At 73.2% G+C, this 16344-nt stretch carries 16 protein-coding genes; 3 read left to right on the top strand and 13 right to left on the bottom strand.

What is annotated here, in order from left to right:
* Positions 1 to 124 precede the first annotated feature (124 nt).
* The 3 genes from ACVUH9_RS06155 to ACVUH9_RS06165 are packed head-to-tail and all read right to left on the bottom strand — an operon-like array spanning position 125 to position 3092.
* On the bottom strand, positions 125 to 1564 hold the full coding sequence (locus ACVUH9_RS06155; protein ID WP_475754966.1) for an NAD(P)(+) transhydrogenase (Re/Si-specific) subunit beta: 1440 nt from the start codon (positions 1562 to 1564) through the stop codon (positions 125 to 127).
* On the bottom strand, positions 1564 to 1953 hold the full coding sequence (locus tag ACVUH9_RS06160; RefSeq protein ID WP_475754968.1) for an NAD(P) transhydrogenase subunit alpha part 2: 390 nt from the start codon (positions 1951 to 1953) through the stop codon (positions 1564 to 1566). The genes ACVUH9_RS06155 and ACVUH9_RS06160 overlap by 1 nt, the downstream gene beginning before the upstream one ends.
* Complete coding sequence (locus ACVUH9_RS06165) at positions 1953 to 3092, bottom strand: Re/Si-specific NAD(P)(+) transhydrogenase subunit alpha (RefSeq protein WP_475754970.1); 1140 nt, start codon at positions 3090 to 3092, stop codon at positions 1953 to 1955. Before ACVUH9_RS06165 ends, ACVUH9_RS06160 begins: the two co-directional genes overlap by 1 nt.
* A 223-nt stretch (positions 3093 to 3315) precedes the next feature.
* Here ACVUH9_RS06165 and ACVUH9_RS06170 point away from each other — a divergent pair, with 223 nt between their 5' ends.
* Positions 3316 to 4413 (top strand): cellulase family glycosylhydrolase, encoded by a 1098-nt coding sequence (locus ACVUH9_RS06170; protein WP_475754972.1) that lies wholly within the window; start codon positions 3316 to 3318, stop codon positions 4411 to 4413.
* On the opposite strand, the gene aat is transcribed toward ACVUH9_RS06170, so the two are convergent.
* The 6 genes from aat to ACVUH9_RS06200 all read right to left on the bottom strand — a co-directional run bounded on the left by aat (position 4355) and on the right by ACVUH9_RS06200 (position 10115).
* Positions 4355 to 5122 (bottom strand): leucyl/phenylalanyl-tRNA--protein transferase, encoded by a 768-nt coding sequence (gene aat / locus ACVUH9_RS06175; protein ID WP_475754974.1) that lies wholly within the window; start codon positions 5120 to 5122, stop codon positions 4355 to 4357. The genes ACVUH9_RS06170 and aat overlap by 59 nt on opposite strands.
* A gap of 41 nt (positions 5123 to 5163) precedes the next feature.
* Positions 5164 to 6012 carry a thioesterase family protein gene (locus ACVUH9_RS06180; RefSeq protein ID WP_475754976.1) on the bottom strand — a complete coding sequence of 283 codons (849 nt, stop codon included), beginning with the start codon at positions 6010 to 6012 and terminating at the stop codon, positions 5164 to 5166.
* Entirely contained in the window at positions 6009 to 6812 is an 804-nt protein-coding gene (locus ACVUH9_RS06185; RefSeq protein ID WP_475754978.1) for an alpha/beta fold hydrolase, read from the bottom strand. Before ACVUH9_RS06185 ends, ACVUH9_RS06180 begins: the two co-directional genes overlap by 4 nt.
* Before the next feature lie 10 nt (positions 6813 to 6822).
* On the bottom strand, positions 6823 to 7932 hold the full coding sequence (gene dinB / locus ACVUH9_RS06190; protein ID WP_475754980.1) for a DNA polymerase IV: 1110 nt from the start codon (positions 7930 to 7932) through the stop codon (positions 6823 to 6825).
* A gap of 611 nt (positions 7933 to 8543) precedes the next feature.
* A complete protein-coding gene (locus ACVUH9_RS06195) occupies positions 8544 to 9251 on the bottom strand; it encodes a septal ring lytic transglycosylase RlpA family protein (RefSeq protein ID WP_475754982.1) in 708 nt (235 codons plus the stop codon).
* Between the two features lie 297 nt (positions 9252 to 9548).
* Positions 9549 to 10115 carry an RNA polymerase sigma factor gene (locus ACVUH9_RS06200; RefSeq protein WP_475754984.1) on the bottom strand — a complete coding sequence of 189 codons (567 nt, stop codon included), beginning with the start codon at positions 10113 to 10115 and terminating at the stop codon, positions 9549 to 9551.
* Between the two features lie 133 nt (positions 10116 to 10248).
* On the opposite strand from ACVUH9_RS06200, the gene ACVUH9_RS06205 reads away from it, so the two are divergent.
* The gene (locus ACVUH9_RS06205) at positions 10249 to 12057 is read left to right on the top strand and encodes an NAD+ synthase (protein WP_475754986.1); all 1809 of its coding nucleotides are present in this window, start codon (positions 10249 to 10251) and stop codon (positions 12055 to 12057) included.
* Positions 12058 to 12609: 552 nt separating this feature from the next.
* On the opposite strand, the gene ACVUH9_RS06210 is transcribed toward ACVUH9_RS06205, so the two are convergent.
* Positions 12610 to 13056, bottom strand: coding sequence for a PaaI family thioesterase (locus ACVUH9_RS06210; protein ID WP_475754988.1), 447 nt, complete (start codon positions 13054 to 13056; stop codon positions 12610 to 12612).
* Between the two features lie 122 nt (positions 13057 to 13178).
* On the opposite strand from ACVUH9_RS06210, the gene ACVUH9_RS06215 reads away from it, so the two are divergent.
* Complete coding sequence (locus ACVUH9_RS06215) at positions 13179 to 14363, top strand: hypothetical protein (RefSeq protein WP_475754990.1); 1185 nt, start codon at positions 13179 to 13181, stop codon at positions 14361 to 14363.
* A 119-nt stretch (positions 14364 to 14482) separates the two neighbouring features.
* On the opposite strand, the gene ACVUH9_RS06220 is transcribed toward ACVUH9_RS06215, so the two are convergent.
* Genes ACVUH9_RS06220 through ftsR form a run of 3 tightly spaced genes read right to left on the bottom strand, consistent with a single transcriptional unit; the run spans position 14483 to position 16338 of the window.
* Positions 14483 to 14953 (bottom strand): SRPBCC family protein, encoded by a 471-nt coding sequence (locus ACVUH9_RS06220; RefSeq protein ID WP_475754992.1) that lies wholly within the window; start codon positions 14951 to 14953, stop codon positions 14483 to 14485.
* Positions 14954 to 14962: 9 nt separating this feature from the next.
* A complete protein-coding gene (locus ACVUH9_RS06225; RefSeq protein WP_475754994.1) occupies positions 14963 to 15505 on the bottom strand; it encodes an adenine phosphoribosyltransferase in 543 nt (180 codons plus the stop codon).
* On the bottom strand, positions 15502 to 16338 hold the full coding sequence (gene ftsR / locus ACVUH9_RS06230) for a transcriptional regulator FtsR (protein WP_475754996.1): 837 nt from the start codon (positions 16336 to 16338) through the stop codon (positions 15502 to 15504). Before ftsR ends, ACVUH9_RS06225 begins: the two co-directional genes overlap by 4 nt.
* Between the last annotated feature and the right edge of the window lie 6 nt (positions 16339 to 16344).

A 16344-nucleotide genomic window follows, 5' to 3' on the forward strand; every position in this document is an offset into this window, starting at 1 on the left:
CCGCCCGGAGCGACGAGCGCCCCGGGCGGTGGTGCAGCGGCCGCCGGTCCGAGCGACCAGCGGCGACGATCAGGCCGGCCCCCACCGCCGCCGCACGAGGCGGTCGGCGGCGGGGCCCGAGACGCTAGAGCGCCTTCAGCTCGTCGGTGATCGCCTCGACCGACGCCTTCGCGTCGCCGAACAGCATGCTCGTCTTCGGATCGACGAACAGCGGGTTGTCGATGCCGGCGTAGCCCGACGACATCGACCGCTTGAGGACGATCGTCGAGGCCGACTCGTCGACGTTCAGGATCGGCATCCCGTAGATCGGGCTGTCGGCCTTGTTGCGCGCGTCGGGGTTGGTGACGTCGTTGGCGCCGATCACGAGCGACACGTCCGTGCGCTTGAACTCGCCGTTGATGTCGTCCATCTCCTTGAGCTGCTCGTACGGCACGTCGGCCTCGGCGAGCAGCACGTTCATGTGGCCCGGCATGCGGCCGGCCACGGGATGGATCGCGTACTTGACCTCGACGTCCTTCTCCTCCAGCAGCTTCGCCATCTCGCGGACGGCGTGCTGGGCCTGGGAGACGGCCATGCCGTAGCCCGGGACGACGACGACCAGACGCGCGTACGCCATCTGGATCGCGACGTCGGAGGCGGAGGTCGAGGTGACCGTGCCGCCGCCGGCGCCGGTGGTCGCGCCCGCCGCGACCTCACCGCCGCCGCCGAAGCCACCGACGATCACCGAGACGATCGTCCGGTTCATCGCGATCGCCATCTGCTGCGTGAGGATCGTGCCCGACGCGCCGACGATCATGCCCGCGACGATCAGCGCCTGGTTGTCGAGCGCGATACCGGCGGCCGCTGCGGCGAGACCGGTGAAGGCGTTCAGCAGCGAGATCACGACCGGCATGTCGGCGCCGCCGATCGGCAGCACCAGCAGGATCCCGAAGAGGCCGGCGAGCACGAGCACGCCGATGATCAGGATCTGGCTGGTCGAGCCGGCGGTGATCGCCACCGCCAGGCCGATCGTGACCAGGCCGATCAGGCCCTGGACCGGAAGCTGGAGCTTGCCCAGCGAGATCGAGCCGCCGTCGATCAGGCCCTGGAGCTTGCCGAAGGCGATGTTCGAGCCCCAGAACGAGACCGAGCCGACGATCGCCGAGAACAGGCTGAAGACGACGATGTAGGTCGAGACGCCGGAGAACCCGCCGGTGCCGCGGAACTCGGCCCACGAGATCAGCGCGACCGCGCCGCCGCCGACGCCGTTGAACAGCGCCACCAGCTGCGGCATCTCGGTCATCTTGACCTTGCGCGCCGCCGGCACGCCGATCGCCGTGCCGAGCGCGAGCCCGATCACGATCAGGAGCCAGTTGTTGAACGGGTCGACCAGCAGGGTCGCGACGACGGCGATGACCATGCCGACCGCGGCGATCCGGTTGCCGCGAACCGCGGTCTTCGGACCGGTCAGGCCCGAGAGCCCGATGATGAAGAGCGCGAACGCGATGATGTAGAGGACCGACTTGAAGTTCGGGTCGGTCAGGAACGCCGCGACTGGCGCGTTCGGGGTCAGCAGCTCCGACATCACGAACCCGCCTTCTTCTCGCCGACCGTGTCACCGGAGGCGTCGGCCTTCGGCTTCGGCTTGGCCTTGAACATCTCGAGCATCCGGTCGGTCACGACAAAGCCGCCGATCACGTTGACGACGCCGAAGACGAGCGCGACGAACAGGATCAGCGAGCTGCCGAAGCCGAGGTTCTCGCCCGTCGCCAGCAGCACCAGACCGCCGAGCACGACGATCCCGTGGATCGCGTTCGTGCCCGACATCAGGGGCGTGTGGAGGGTGTTGGGGACCTTCGAGATCACCGCGTAGCCGACCAGACCGGCCAGCACCAGGATCGCGAGGTTGGTGACCAGCGGGCTGGCCCCGACGCTGACGTTGGCCAGCAGCTCGGTGGGATTCAGAGCAGACATCAGGCTGCAGCCTCCACGGTCTTCTTGGCTCCGGCGTGGACGACCTCGCCGCCGCGCGTGACGCAGGCGCCGGCGATGATCTCGTCCTCGAAGTCGAGCTTGAGCGACGGCTCGCCGCTCTCCGACGTCTCCAGCATCAGCTCGACGAGCGACTGCACGTTGCGCGCGTAGAGCTGCGAGGCGTGCTCGGGCATCTCGGCGGCGAGGTTCAGCGGCGAGACGATCGTGACGTCGTGCTTGACGACGGTCTGACCGGGCTCGGTCAGCTCGCAGTTGCCGCCGGTCTCACCGGCGAGGTCGATGATCACGGAGCCGGGGCGCATGCCCTCGACGGCCTCGGCCGTGACCAGCCGCGGGGCCGGGCGGCCCGGGACCAGCGCGGTCGTGATGACCACGTCGAAGCCCTTGGTCGCGTCGGTCAGCGCCTGCTGCTGCTGGGCGCGCTCCTCCGCGGTCAGCTCGCGGGCGTATCCGCCCTCGCCGGCCGCGTCGATCCCGAGGTTCAGCCACTGGGCGCCCAGCGACTCGACCTGCTCAGCCGTCTCCGGCCGCACGTCGTAGCCGGTGGTCTTGGCGCCGAGGCGACGGGCGGTCGCAAGCGCCTGGAGCCCGGCGACGCCGATCCCGAGCACGAGCACCTTGGCCGGCGGGATCGTGCCCGCGGCGGTCATCAGCATCGGGAAGAACCGCGTCGAGTGGTCCGCGGCCGAGAGCACGGCCTTGTAGCCGGCGACGTTGGACTGCGACGAGAGCGCGTCCATCGCCTGCGCACGGCTGATCCGCGGGATCGCCTCCATCGCGAACGCGGTCGTGCCGCGGTCCCGCAGGGCGGCCGCGGTCTCGGGCGACGAGAGCGGCGCGAGGAAGCCGATCAGGACCGAGTCGGCCCCGATCCGGGCGACCTCGTCGGCGGTCGGCGGCGCGACCTTGACGACGATGTCGGCGTTCCAGACGTCGGCCGAGACCGTCGCTCCGGCCGCCGTGTAGAGCGCGTCGGGGATCAGCGCGTGCTCACCGGCACCGGGCTCGATCACGACCTGCACGCCCTTCGCCCCGAGACGCTTGACGACGTCCGGCACCAGGGCTACACGGCGCTCGCCGGCGGCCGTCTCCTTCGGAATTCCCAGCGTCAGGCTCATGGCCTCACCCCGGTCGAAGTGCGTGCGTTTCGGAGTGACACAGGCTGCTCTCCATCGTCATCGTTGGCGACATCACTGCGTCCCGCCCGGGCGCAGCACGACCCCCTGCGTCGCTCGTCATCACGAAACCGATGCGAACGACGCGGGCCGAAGAGAGCGGAGTATGCCGCAGATCGCGGATGGGCTGACGCCCGGCGCGCGGTTGCTCCGTAGCATCCCCGTGATGCGCCACCTGCGGCTCTCCGTTCCCGCACTCGCCGTGGGCGGGCTGTTCCTCGTCCTGCTGTTGCTGGGCACGTCGTTCGGCACCGGCCCATCGCGCGCCGAGGCCGGCATGCTCAAGGGCCTCCAGGACGTCCGCCTGGTGACCTCCGACGTCGAGACCCAACGGCGGCTCTTCTGGCGCTCCGCCGAGCGCGCCAACGTCCGCCGCGTGCGGCTCCTGGTCAGCTGGGACGGCCGCAGCACCGAGGTCGACCCGGACGTCGCCTTCCGACTCCGGCGGGCGGCCGTCGAGGGCGACGAGGCCGGGGCGAAGCTGTTCGTCGGGCTCTACGCGGGGATCAACCGCTCCTTCGACCGGGTGCCGGTCAACGACAAGATGATCGAGCGCTACTCGCAGTTCACCGCCTCGCTCGGCACCGCGCTCGCGGACCTCCCGATCGGCGGCTACCTGACCTGGAACGAGCCGAACTACAACTCGATGTGGCCGCCGAAGCGCCCGCGGACGTGGGTCGCGATCTCCAACGCGGCCTACAAGTCGTTCAAGCGCACCGACCCGGACACCCCGGTGCTGGTCGGCGAGCCGGCGCCCAACGCGCGGACGACCAACGCGATCAACCCGGGACGGTTCTTCCGTCAGGCGCTCTGCCTCGACGCCAACTGGCGCTCGCTGAACGGCAGCCGGGCCTGCCGGCAGCGGCTGCTCGGCGACGGGATCGCGATCCACACCCACGACTTCTCGGCCAGCCCGCTGGCCACGCGGACCAACCCCGACTCGTGGACGATGGGCAACCTGCGCAGCGCCAAGCGCCAGATCAAGGCGCTCGCGCGGGCGGGGCGGATCTCCCGCAGGGCCTCGCGCAACATCCACATCACCGAGTTCGCCTACCGCACCTCGGGCTCGTGGAAGACGCCGGACGGGCAGGCCGCCCAGTGGCTCCGTCAGGCCTGGCAGTTCGCGCGCCGCGAGGGGATCCGCAGCTTCACCTGGTACCAGCTCCAGGACCCGGGCTCCGGGCACGGCTGGACCTCGGGCCTGGTCACCTCTCGCGGTGGGAAGACGCGCCAGACCTGGAAGGCGTTCGTGAAGCTGCGCTGACCGTCGCGGCCGGGCCGGTGAAGCGCGCGACCAGCTCGTCCGTGTTCGCCGGCCCCGCCTCGGGCGTCAGCGCCCGCGGCCGCAGGCCGGTCACCAGCGCCGTCTGCAGCCGCCGCAGGTAGTCGGCCTCGGCGACCTCGCGCACGCCCAGCCGAGCGGTGTGGATCGTCTGCTGCTGGACGTCCAGCACCCGGTAGCCGGCCTCGCGGATCCGGACCGCCGCCGACAGCACCGCCGCCGTGCCCGCGTCCGGCGCGGCGTGGAACATCGACTCGAGGGTGTGGGCACGCCCGATCGCGACCCCGAAGCTGCCGCCGACGAGCTCGTCCCCGTCCCAGACCTCGAAGCTGCGGGCGTGGCCCCAGCGGTGGAGCGCCTGGTAGGCCTTCTCCAGCCGCGGGGTCAGCCAGACCTCGCCGGGGGCGAGCCCCGGCCGCGAGGCGCAGCGTGCGACCACCTCGGCGAACGCCCGGTCGACGGTCAGCCGGTAGTCGCGGCCCCGCAGCGTCCGGCGCAGGGTCCGCGGCAGCCGCAGGCCGTTCAGGTCGAGGATCGCACGCGGGTCGGCCCGGTAGGCGGCCACCCGGAAGCAGCCGTCCTCGTCGCAGGTGTCCATCGGGAAGGCACCCTGCTCGTAGACGAACAGCATCCCGGGCGGATCGAGGATCCACGTCCCGTCGTCGGTGTGGGTGCCGGTCGTGGTGTCCACGTCTACGCCACCGTAGCGGACAGCCCGTGTCCGGTGTCAGATCAACGTGCGTCCACGAACAGGGTCTGGGTCGCGGTGCCGAAGCGGCCGCTGCCGTCGTGCAGCGCGGTCGTCGTCAGGCCGGTGCCGGCCCCGTCCAGCTCGGTCCGGGCCTCGACCGCGATCCACTCGCCGACCGGGTCGCGGTGCAGCGAGACGGTCAGGTCGCAGTTGACGAACAGGTAGTCCCCGAACGAGACCGGATGGGCGAGGCCGTTGCCGAAGTCCGACGATGCGGCGGCCCGTTGCGCGCCGGACGGCGTCTCGCCCTTGACGATCGGCAGCAGCAGCCGGGTCCAGGCCGAGCGGGTCGCGGTCTCGGTCAGGATCGTGCCGTCGAACGGCCGGATCTCCATCACGCTCGGATGGAAGGCGGGGCTCTCGTCGGGCACGAACCGCTCGCGGGTCGCGGCGTACGCCTCGGGCGGGGCGATCGTCGGCCACGGCTCGCCGATCCCGGCGGGCAGCGCGACCCGGCCGCGGCGGAGCAGGACGGCGCGGACCTCCATCGCCGGGCGGCCGCCGGCGACGATCTCACCGTGGACGATCTGGAGCCGCTTGCCGGGCTTGCGGATCCGGGTCCGGATCTCGATCGGCCCGAGCGGGACCGGCCCCAGGAAGGTGTACGCGAGCGAGCTGACCCGCTGGTCCTCGGTCGCCGCGCGACGCTCGACCGCGCGCGCCAGCAACGCCGCCGGCGCCCCACCGTGGGCGCTGCCGGCGTCCCACGGCCCGCGCGCGAGCTCGGTCAGGACGACCTGCTCGACGATGTCGCCGCCGTCGATCGTGACGACGCCGTCGGGACCGAACGGGAACGCGACCGCCTCCGCGCCCGGGATCGCCGCGCTCATGCCCCGACCTCCGTGGTGCGGGCGGCGAGGTCGGCGATCACCTGCGAGAGCTGTCCGCCCTGCCAGGCGATCGGCGAGGCGCCGGGATCCTCGACGACCAGCGACGCGCCGGGGATCGCGGCGACGTAGCGCTCGGCGACGGCCAGCGGATGGCCGGGATCGGCCTCGTCGCGGTCGCCGACGACGACGGTCGGCACGTCGATCGCGGCCAGCTCGTCGAAGCTGCCGAACGGGGCCGAGCGGGGCACCGCCCGCAGCGCGTCGGCGACCGCGAGCGGGTGCTCGTGGACCGACAGCCGCTGGTGGGTGACCTTCTCGACCGTGGCCCGCCACCGCTCGGGCACGTCGGCGAAGTCGTAGGCGGCGACGAACCCGTCGGCGCCGCCGGCCTCCATCCCCGCGGCCAGCCGGTCCCAGCGGGCCAGGGCCCGCTCGTCGGCCTCGTTGCCGGGCACGAACGCGGGCGTGACGACCACCAGGCCCGCGACCCGCTCGGGCCGCAGCAGCGCCTGGCGGATCGCGGTGTGGGCGCCCATCGAGGCCCCGACCAGCACGGCCTGCTCGATCTCGGCCTCGTCGAGGACCCGCTCGAGGTCGTCCGCGAGCACGTCGTAGCCGTAGGCGCCCGGCTCGGGCGCAGGATCGGAGCTGCCGTGGCCGCGCGCGTCGTAGGCGAGCACGCGGTGCCCGCCCCGCTCGAGCCGGCGGCTGCCCATCACGACGTAGCGGTGGCTGGCGGTGAGGCCGTGCAGGAGGACCACTGGCGTGCCGTCACCGGTGTCTTCGAGATGGAGCTGCATGCCCCATGTCCTAGCAGGCGTGGCCGAGCGGCAGCGTGAGCTGGACTCCGGGGCCGTCCACCAGCTCGAGCGCGGCGGCCCGGACGCCGAGCAGGCGGACCGGCTGCGGCGGGTCGTACTCGCGCAGCAGCGCGACCGCCGCGTCGACCAGCAGCTCGGGATCGTCGATCGCGATCGGGAACGTCCGCGAGCGGGTGACGGTGGTGAAGTCGGCCAGCCGGACCTTGATCGCGACCGTTCGCCCCCGTCGGCCCTGGCCCTCGAGGCCCTCGGCCAGCCGCAGGGCCAGGCGCCGCAGCGCCTCCTCCTGCTCCTCGGGGTCGTCGATGTCGACCGGGAAGGTCGTCTCGCGGCTCTCCGAGACCGGCTCGCGGACGGCGACGACCGGCTCGCGGTCGTCGAACCGGCAGCGGTTCCAGAGCCAGAGGCCGGAGCGCGGGCCGAACCAGTCGGTCAGCTGCTGCTCGTCGACCCGCGCCAGCTCGCGGATCGTGGTGATCTCGTGCCGTTCCAGCTCGGCCGCCGTCCGCGGGCCGATCCCCGGCAGCAGGCCCGGCGAGCGATCGGCCCAGCGGCGCCAGGCCTCGCGGCGATCGAGGACGACGAAGCCGCGCGGCTTCTCCGCGTCGGAGGCGAGCTTCGCGACCAGCTTGTTCGGCCCGATCCCGACCGACACGTGGAGCTCGGTCTCGCGCACGATCCGGCGGACGAGCCGTCGCATCGAGGCGCGTGGGGCGAGCATCCCGGTCAGGTCGACGTAGGCCTCGTCGAGGCTCATCTGCTGGACGACCTCGACCTCGTCGCGGATCACCGCCATCACGGCCTCCGACGCCTCGCGGTAGGCGTCGTGGTCGGGCGGGACGATCACCGCCTCCGGGCAGCGGCGGCGGGCGGTGACGAGCGGCATCGCCGAGCCGACGCCGAACTTGCGGGCCTCGTAGGTCGCGGTGGTGACCACCGACCGCGGGCCGTCGTGGGCGACGATCACCGGCTTCCCCCGCAGCTCCGGCCGCCGCAGCAGCTCGACCGCGGCGAAGAACGCGTCGCAGTCGAGATGCCCGATGCAGCGCTCGGGCTCGATGCGCCCGGTCGGGTCCCCCGCTCCTCCCGCGTCCGCCACTCCCCCGAGACTACGCCGCCACCCGGACCGAACGCCTGTTCGTACGAGTCGGGAGCTCTCGGCGGATGCGTCCGACATGCGGCGGCCCTCCGACCGCGAGACGGACTGAGACGAACGTCTTCCTGGCACGCGTGGAGCCGAGCCCATCAACGACGAGACCGACGACCTATCGCCCAGGAAGCACCCCGCCTCGATCTTCGCCCGGCCGCCAGGCCTGCCGAGGCCCACGCGGACCGAGATGCTTCGCCCGCGGCGGTTGCGTCTGAGGTGGTCGTGGACCAAGCAGGTCGGGAGACCGGCCCGCCCACCCCGAGAGCTGGCCGCCAAGCCTGCCGAGGCCCACCCGGCCTGAGATACCTCAGACAGGACTGCCGCGGTTGCGTCTGAGGTGGCCGTAGGCCGAGCAGGTCGGCTTGCGTGGGTCCGAGAGCTGGCCGCCAGGCCTGCCGAGGCCCACGCGGGCCGAGATGCTTCGCCCGCGGCGGTTGCGTCTGAGGTGGTCGTGGACCAAGCAGGTCGGGGCGGGTGGTGCGAGAGCTGGCCGCCAGGCCTGCCGAGCGCCAACCGGCCCGAGATGCGCCGCGTCCACGGCCGCCCCAGACGCAACCGCATTAGCGGTTGACGAGAACCGTCCCGACCGAGCCGAAGCCCAGGCGACTGCGGGTCGCCGCCGTCAGGTCGAACTCGCGTCCGCCGACGTAGGGGCCGCGGTCGACGACCCGGGCCGAGACCTCGCGGCGGCCGACGCGCAGCGCCAGGCGCGTGCCGCAGGGCAGCGTCTTGTGGGCGACGCCGGTGGTCCCGGGGCTCAGCCGACCGCCGCAGGCCAACGCGCTGCCGTAGAGGCCGGGGCCGAAGTAGGACGCGACCGCGCGCCGGAAGCCGCGCACGCGGGGCACCCGCTTGCGGTCGCCGGCGATGCCGGTCCGGCCGACGATCCGCAGTCGCGCCGCGCGGTCACCGGTCCGCCCGATCCGGGTCGAGACCCGGAAGCGGCCGTGCGACGAGATCTTGTCGCGGGCGACGGCCCGCCACTCGCCGCCGCGGCGCATCTCGAGCCGAACGGGGATCCCCGCCGGGCCCCCGGCCACGCGGCCACGGTAGACGGCGCGGCGGCCGACGACGCCCGACGAGCGACTCGAGGTCACGCGGATGTCGGGGGTGGCGCGCTTGGGGGTCGGGGCGGCCGCGGGGGCCGGATTCGGGGTGGCCGACTCCGCCGGAGCGGCGGCGACGGCGGGAACGGTGGCGAGCAGGGCCAGAGCCGTCCCGGCTGCCAGGGCAGCACGGGTCGGCGTAACGAGGGCGTCACGAGTCACGGAACCATCTCCTCTTCGCGGACGCCTACGAGGTCAGCTGACGGACTCGCACCCACGATCCGCGGCGTACATGGGGCACGCGGCGAGAGGGTGGACGCTACGGGCGGCTCAGCGCCCGATTCGCCCCTGCCGTCGCGCCCGGCTCGGGCGCGCACGACGTTGGGTCCCCCGCTCGGCGCGCGCGGACGCGTACCGATTCGGCGTCGAAGGACCAGCCAACCGTAGCCCCCTGGGACGATGGGACGCGTGCGATACCGCACACACCGTCCACAGCCGGCCGCCGCCGGCCGCGACCGCTCAGATCACCGAGAAGATGGTCATGATGCTGGCCGCCGTCAGCTCGGAGGTCTCCAGCTCCGCCCGCAGCCGCGCGAGCCCGAGCCGGATCCGGCCCTTGACGGTGCCGACCGGCAGACCGAACCGCTCGGCGATCTCGTTCGCCGTCAGGTCGCCCCAGCAGGACATCGCGATCGCCTCGCGCTGCGGCTCCGGGAGCGCGGCCATCGCCCGCAGCAGCGCGGTCCGCGCCGCCCGCCGCTCGGCCTCGCTGACGACGACGTCGGTCGGCTCGCGGCGCTTGACGCTGATCGTCATCCGGTCGACCGCCCGGCCGGCGGCCTGGCTGCTGCGGCAGAGATCGAGCGCCCGCGAGCGGGCCATCATCCGGACGTAGGCCCCGAACGGACCGCGCCGGGGGTCGAACCGCTCGGGATCGCGCCAGAGCCGCACGAAGACGTCGTGGACCACGTCCTCGACGTCGGTCCGCCTTCCCGCGGGAGCCAGGATCGCGGCCGCCGCGCTCGCCGCGGCGGGCGCGTGCTCGGCGTAGGCCGAGGCAAAGTGGTCTGGGTCGCGAAGGTCCATGCTGGAGGGTGCTGGGCTCGGGCGCCGAAGCGCGCTCCGCATACGGTAGCGCCGCGCCAGAAGAACGCCAACGCGCCAGTCACGAACTCCCGTCCCGCCGCCCGTCGAGCCCCGCTCGCTACCGTGGTGGGCCATGCGGATCGCCCTCGCTCAGCTCGACCTCGTCGTCGGGGATCTGCCCGGAAACGCCCAGCGCACGATCGACGCGATCGGACGTGCCCGCGACGCGGGCGCCGCCGTCGTCGTCCTCCCCGAGCTGACGCTGACCGGCTACCCCCCGGAGGATCTGCTCTTCAAGGAGCACTTCCTCCACGACGCGCGGACCCAGCTCGAGCGGGTCGCCGCGGCGACCGAGGGGATCGTCGCGATCGTCGGCTTCCCCGAGCGCGGCTCCGACGCGGTCTACAACGCCGCCGCGGTCGTCGCCGACGGCGCGGTTCAGGCGGTCGTCCGCAAGGTCCGGCTGCCCAACTACGGCGTCTTCGACGAGTACCGCTACTTCGGGGCCGGCGACAGCACCGCGATCGTCGAGATCGACGGCGTCCCGGTCGCCGTCACGATCTGCGAGGACCTCTGGCTGCCCGACGGCCCCGCCGCCGCCGCGGCCGCCGCCGGCGCGACCGTGATCCTCAACACCTCGGCCTCGCCGTACCACCGCGGCAAGGGGCACCAGCGCGAGCGGATGCTCGCCCAGCGCGCCCGCGATCACGTCGCGGTCGTCGCGCTCTGCAACCAGGTCGGCGGCCAGGACGAGCTCGTCTTCGACGGCCACTCGGTGATCCTCGACCACGAGGGCCGGACCGTCGGCCGCGCCGCCCAGTTCGCCGAGGACCTGCTCGTCTGCGACGTCGATCCCGCCGCGGCCTCCGCTGCCCGCCTGCGCGACCCGCGCGGGCGCCTCTCGGGTCCCCCGCTCTACGGCGACGAGCCGGTCTCGGTCGTCGCGCGGCTGGCGACCGCGGCCGCCGCCCACGCCCCCAGCCCCGCGCTCGACGGCACCCTCCTGACCGGCCATCCCGCGTCGGACAGCCCCCACGGCGACGGGACGATCGCCGCCCCGCTCGACCCGATCGCCGAGGTCTACGCCGCGCTGGTGCTGGCGACCCGCGACTACGTCGAGAAGAACGGCTTCCGGACCGTCGTGCTCGGGCTCTCCGGCGGGGTCGACTCCGCGCTGGTGCTGCTCGTCGCCGTCGACGCGCTCGGGGCCGACCGCGTGCGCGCCGTGATCATGCCCTCGCCGTACTCGACCGAGGGCACGCAGTCCGACGCCGACCTGCTGGCCGACGCGGTCGGGGTCGAGCGGATGCGGCTCGGGATCAAGCCCGCGATGGACGCCTACGCGGAGATCCTCGCCGCGCCGTTCGCCGGCCTCGAGGCGGACCTGACCGAGGAGAACCTCCAGGCTCGGATCCGCGGCAACCTGCTGATGGCGCTCTCCAACAAGCACGGCTGGCTGGTCCTCACCACCGGCAACAAGAGCGAGATGTCGGTCGGCTACTCGACCCTCTACGGCGACAGCGCCGGCGGATTCGCGGTGATCAAGGACTGCCCGAAGACGCTGGTCTACGAGCTGACCGAGCACCGCCGCGCCGCCGAGCCGCTCCGCTGGGCGTCGGACCCCGCGCGCCCGGACTACGACGTGCTCGGGTCGATCGTCGAGCGGCCGCCGTCGGCCGAGCTGCGCCCCGACCAGCGCGACGACCAGTCGCTGCCGCCCTACGACGTGCTCGACCGGATCCTCGAGGGCTACGTCGAGCTCGACCTCGGCCGCGACGCCCTGATCGCCCGGGGCCTGCCCGCCGTCGACGTCGACCGGATCATCCGGCTGGTCGACGTCGCCGAGTACAAGCGCCGCCAGTCGCCGCCCGGGGTCAAGATCACCCAGCGTGGGCTGGGTCGCGACCGGCGGCTGCCGATCACGAACCGCTACGGCGGGTGAGCGGTCGGCCTGAGGCGGCCGTGGACGCGGCGCATCTCGGCACGCGTTGACCTCGGCAGTGCGGGCGCACAGCTCTCGTTCCACGCGCACCGACCTGCTTGGTCCACGACCACCTCAGACGCAACCGCGCGGCTTCGTCGTCTCGCTCGGCAGTGCTGGCGCACAGCTCTCGCTTCCGCGCACCGACCTGCTCGGTCAGCGAACGCCTCGCATCCGCCACCGCGCGTTGGGAGCCGTCTGCCCTCACTTCGCGATGCGTTTCCCACCGCAGAGGTGGAGAACACATCGCGAAGCACGCGCCGATTCCTCGCTCCCACTCCGCGATGCGTTTCCCACCGCAGGGGTAGAGAACGCATCGCGGAACCCTTCCGGCCCCGCCCGACGGCCCCGCCCGACGACCCAGCCAGCCGCGCCGCCGAACCCGGCCAGCTGCCGTCCCGCGCCACGGCCCGCGAGCCACCGCGGCCACGAACCACCGCAGCCGCGGACCAGCGCCGCCCACGAAACCAGCGCCGGCCGCGAACCTCCGGCGGCGCGAGGCCGGCCGCGACCCTAGGCCGCGGGCAGCGGCCGGATCCCGCCCTGGTCGTCGGCGCCCGCGGGCAGCGGGCGGACCGCGATGACCATCCGAGTGACCGCGCAGACGCGGCCCTGGTCGTCGCTCATGCGGACGTCCCAGACCCAGGTGGTCCGCCCCTTGTGCAGGCGCTCCGCCCGCGCGTGGACGGTGCCCTCGAGGACCGGGCGCAGGAAGTTCGTCGTGTTCGAGAGCCCCTGGGCGCTCATCCCCTCCTGGTAGACGTTGATCCCGGTGGCCAGCGACGTGATCGATTCGGCGATCACGGCGTAGATCCCACCGTGCACCAGGCCCATCGGCTGCTTGACGTGATCGCCGACGGCCAGCGTCGCCTCGATCCAGCCGTCACCGTGCTCCCCGACCTTCAGGCCGACCAGCCCGTCGAGGGTCTTGTCGACCGGAAGCAGCGAATCGAAATCCATCGCGACATCGTACGAGTTGCGGCCCGCCGGGCCCCCGACCGACCACCCTCGCCCGGTTTGGCCGACCGCGAGGATTCGCGCTTACACGTTCCCAACCTTCGCCTCGGTAGGCTTGCGCGCCGATGGCCCGTTTGCAGGATCTTCACCCCGACCAACAGGCCGTGCTGCAGCTCGTGCTGCGCCGCGGAATGGCGTACGCGAGCATCGCCGACGTCCTCGGTCTCACTGCCCAACAGGTACGCGAGCGGGCGCTCGACGCCGTCGACGGGCTGGTCCCCGACGACATCGACGGACTTGCCCTCGAGGATCGCGACCGGATAGCCGACCACCTGCTCGATCAGGAGAGCCCCGAGGAGCGTCAGGCGACCGCGAGCTGGATCGCCGACGACGAGCCGGCGCGGACCTGGGCCGGGCTGGTCATGGCCGAGATCGCCCCGCTGCGCGCGGTCCAGGCCGTGCCGGGCCAGACGGCCGCGGCGGCAACCGGGGCCCCCACCCCCAGCGCGGCCGGCCAGACGCCGGCGGCAGCCGCCACCCCCGCGACCGCAGCCGCCCCGTCCGCCGCCGGAACCGACGCCGCCAGCGACACCGGCTCCGACGCCGACAGCGCCACCGGCTCGGCCACCGACAGCGCCGACGACGGCAACGACATCCGGCAGGCGTTCGCCGCACTCGGCCGCGACCGTGGGGACCGGCCCTCGATCGACCGACTGCCGCGCGTCGCCGTCGGCCTCATGGCCACGCTCGGCGTGCTCGTCGTGGTCGTCGTCGCGTTGTGGGTCACCGGCGTCTTCGACGGGGGTGACGACACCGGCGGCGGCAGCAAGGCCGGCGCTCCCCCGACCACCACGACCGCCCCCGCCGACGCGGCCGGCGCCGCCGCGGTCGTCGCCTCCCTGCCCACGCAGATCAACTTCGTTCCCCCGAAGACCGCCACGGCGCCGTACGCGAAGGCCATTGGCATCGGCCAGCCGAACGCCGTCGACGGCGTGCCCGGGATCCTCTTCCAGGGCGAGGGCTTCCCGCCGATGACGAAGACGCGGCTCTACGCGGTCTGGATCGACGGCGGCGGCAAGAAGCCGATCCGCCTCGGCTGGTTCAGCGACGGGTCCAACAAGACCCAGAAGACGATCGCTGCCGACGGCAAGATCAAGCAGTCCTTCTTCCCGCTGGCGGCGCCGACCTCGGCCGACCAGGGCGTCTCGGTGATCAACCCGACCGGCTACACCCGGATGCGGATCACGCGCGAGACCGGCGACAGCACCACCCCTGGCCCCACGGTCGTCAGCGGGTCGCTCGAGAAGTAGCGGGGCGCGGGGCCCCGCGCCCGTTTCGGCTCCAACGGGCTGCGGCGGACGAGGCCGCCGCAGGCCGTCCCCGCGTCAGTCGGCCGCGGCCGACCGTGAGACGCTCCCGTTCCGGTACGTCAGCGGGTCGCGGCGGCCGTGGCCGTCGCGACCCGGCTCAGGCGTGCCAGGGCGTCGCTCGCCTGGCGGCGCGACGCGCGTCGGCCGAGCAGCCCGGCGAGGAAGCCGCGGGGAACCAGCTCGCGCTCGACCGAGACGGTCGTGCGGCAGCGGCCGTCGTCGGTCGCCTCCAGCCGGATCTCGACCGCACTGCGCTTGAGCGCCTTCGCGAACGGGGTCCCGGCCAGCTCCTGCTCCCACCGCTGCAACTGCTCGCGGCGGGAGGCCGCGACCCGCCAGTCCGTCCGGATCGGCACCCCCCGCGAGCTGTGGAGGACCAGCGTGAAGCGTCCGCCCTGGACGTCCTCCGCGCGTTCGGCTCGTGGCCACCAGGCGACCAGCCTGCTGCCCTCCGAGACCAGGCGCCACAGCTCCTCCGGGGAGGCGTCGACCACCTTGGTCGCGGTTCCGTCGGCCTTCTTCGTCGCCATCGGCGTGCCTCAGCTGTCGTAGCGGATCAGCGAATGGATCTCGTGCGGGCTCAACGCCGCCCGCCCACCGAGGAACGTCAGCTCGGCCAGGAACGAGCAGGCGACGACCTCGCCACCCAGCTGCTCGACCAGACGGCAGAGCGCCTGGGCGGTCCCGCCGGTGGCCAGCAGGTCGTCGTGGACGAGGACCCGCGTGCCCGCGGGCAGCAGATCGTCGTGGACCTCGAGCTGGTCGGTGCCGTACTCGAGGTCGTAGGAGACCGAGAGCGTGCTCCGCGGGAGCTTGCCCGGCTTGCGCGCGAGGATGAAGCCGGCGCCGAGCTCGCGGGCGAGCGCCGGTCCCAGCAGGAAGCCGCGGGCCTCGGCCCCGATCACGCGCTCGACGCCGAGCTCGCGGGTGACCGCCGTCAGCCGGTCGACGCACGCGCCCAGGGCGGCCGGATCGGCGAGCACCGGGGTGATGTCGTGGAAGACGATTCCGGGCGACGGATGGTCCGGGATGTCGACGACGTGGGCCCGCAGGTCGACGTCATCGGGGGCGGTGGGCGTCACGACACCAAGCGTCGCAGATCGCGGATCAGGAGCAGGTGCTTGAGCCGCATCGTGGTCGCGGCCAGCGTCTCCAGCGCCTCGACCGCTTCCCCGCGGCGTTCCGAGCTGCGGGAACGCAGCGCCGGCCCGAGCAGCTGCTCGAGCAGCGCTCCCTCACGGTCCGCCGAGCTGCGCAGCACCCGCAGGTGGCGGCCGCCGACGCCGTAGCGCGCCAGCTCGACCGCGGCCCGCACGATCTCGCGCTCGTCGTCGTCGAACAGGATCGCGCCGTCGCGGGTCGTGCCCTGGATCACGCCGTAGTCGCGCAGCTCCTTGACCAGCGCCGCGCTCGCCCGGGTGTCCTCGCAGAGCTGCTCGAGCGTGTGGATCGCCCCACCGCCACCGCGGATCGCGAGTGCGGCGGCCCGGTGGCCGAGGCCGTCGGCGGCCGGTTCGACGGCGCCCGCCGTCCCGGCCTGGGCACCGACGACCCGCGGGGTGTCCTGTCCGCGTCCGGCCGCCAGCTCCTGGCGGATCACCCGCAACGGCAGGAACTCGTCGCGCTGGAGCCGCAGGATCGTCCGTAGGCGATCGACGTCCTCGCTGCTGAAGAGGCGGTAGCCGCCGGTCGTCCGCCGGGGCTGGAGCAGCTTCTGCTCCTCCAGGTAGCGGATCTTGGAGATCGAGATGTCGGGGAACTCGCCGACGAGCAGCTTGCAGACCTGGCCGATCGTCAGCGGGCGACCGCTGCGTCCGGCCGGCGGCGTGGACGCGACGGCCGCGGGTCCCGTCGACGAGCTCGGCCCGCTCGCCCCGCCGTCCTCGTCCTGCCCGCTGGGCTGCTGCTCGGCCATCGGTTG

This window comes from Patulibacter ginsengiterrae, assembly GCF_056269115.1.

Excerpts from the sequence above, each read along its gene's own strand:
- ACVUH9_RS06155 (WP_475754966.1), bottom strand. The coding sequence starts at position 1,564 with ATGTCGGAGCTGCTGACCCCGAACGCGCCAGTCGCGGCGTTCCTGACC.
- ACVUH9_RS06160 (WP_475754968.1), bottom strand. The coding sequence starts at position 1,953 with ATGTCTGCTCTGAATCCCACCGAGCTGCTGGCCAACGTCAGCGTCGGG.
- ACVUH9_RS06165 (WP_475754970.1), bottom strand. The coding sequence starts at position 3,092 with ATGAGCCTGACGCTGGGAATTCCGAAGGAGACGGCCGCCGGCGAGCGC.
- ACVUH9_RS06170 (WP_475754972.1), top strand. The coding sequence starts at position 3,316 with ATGCGCCACCTGCGGCTCTCCGTTCCCGCACTCGCCGTGGGCGGGCTG.
- ACVUH9_RS06180 (WP_475754976.1), bottom strand. The coding sequence starts at position 6,012 with ATGAGCGCGGCGATCCCGGGCGCGGAGGCGGTCGCGTTCCCGTTCGGT.
- ACVUH9_RS06185 (WP_475754978.1), bottom strand. The coding sequence starts at position 6,812 with ATGCAGCTCCATCTCGAAGACACCGGTGACGGCACGCCAGTGGTCCTC.
- ACVUH9_RS06200 (WP_475754984.1), bottom strand. The coding sequence starts at position 10,115 with ATGGACCTTCGCGACCCAGACCACTTTGCCTCGGCCTACGCCGAGCAC.
- ACVUH9_RS06205 (WP_475754986.1), top strand. The coding sequence starts at position 10,249 with ATGCGGATCGCCCTCGCTCAGCTCGACCTCGTCGTCGGGGATCTGCCC.
- ACVUH9_RS06210 (WP_475754988.1), bottom strand. The coding sequence starts at position 13,056 with ATGGATTTCGATTCGCTGCTTCCGGTCGACAAGACCCTCGACGGGCTG.
- ACVUH9_RS06215 (WP_475754990.1), top strand. The coding sequence starts at position 13,179 with ATGGCCCGTTTGCAGGATCTTCACCCCGACCAACAGGCCGTGCTGCAG.
- ACVUH9_RS06220 (WP_475754992.1), bottom strand. The coding sequence starts at position 14,953 with ATGGCGACGAAGAAGGCCGACGGAACCGCGACCAAGGTGGTCGACGCC.
- ftsR (WP_475754996.1), bottom strand. The coding sequence starts at position 16,338 with ATGGCCGAGCAGCAGCCCAGCGGGCAGGACGAGGACGGCGGGGCGAGC.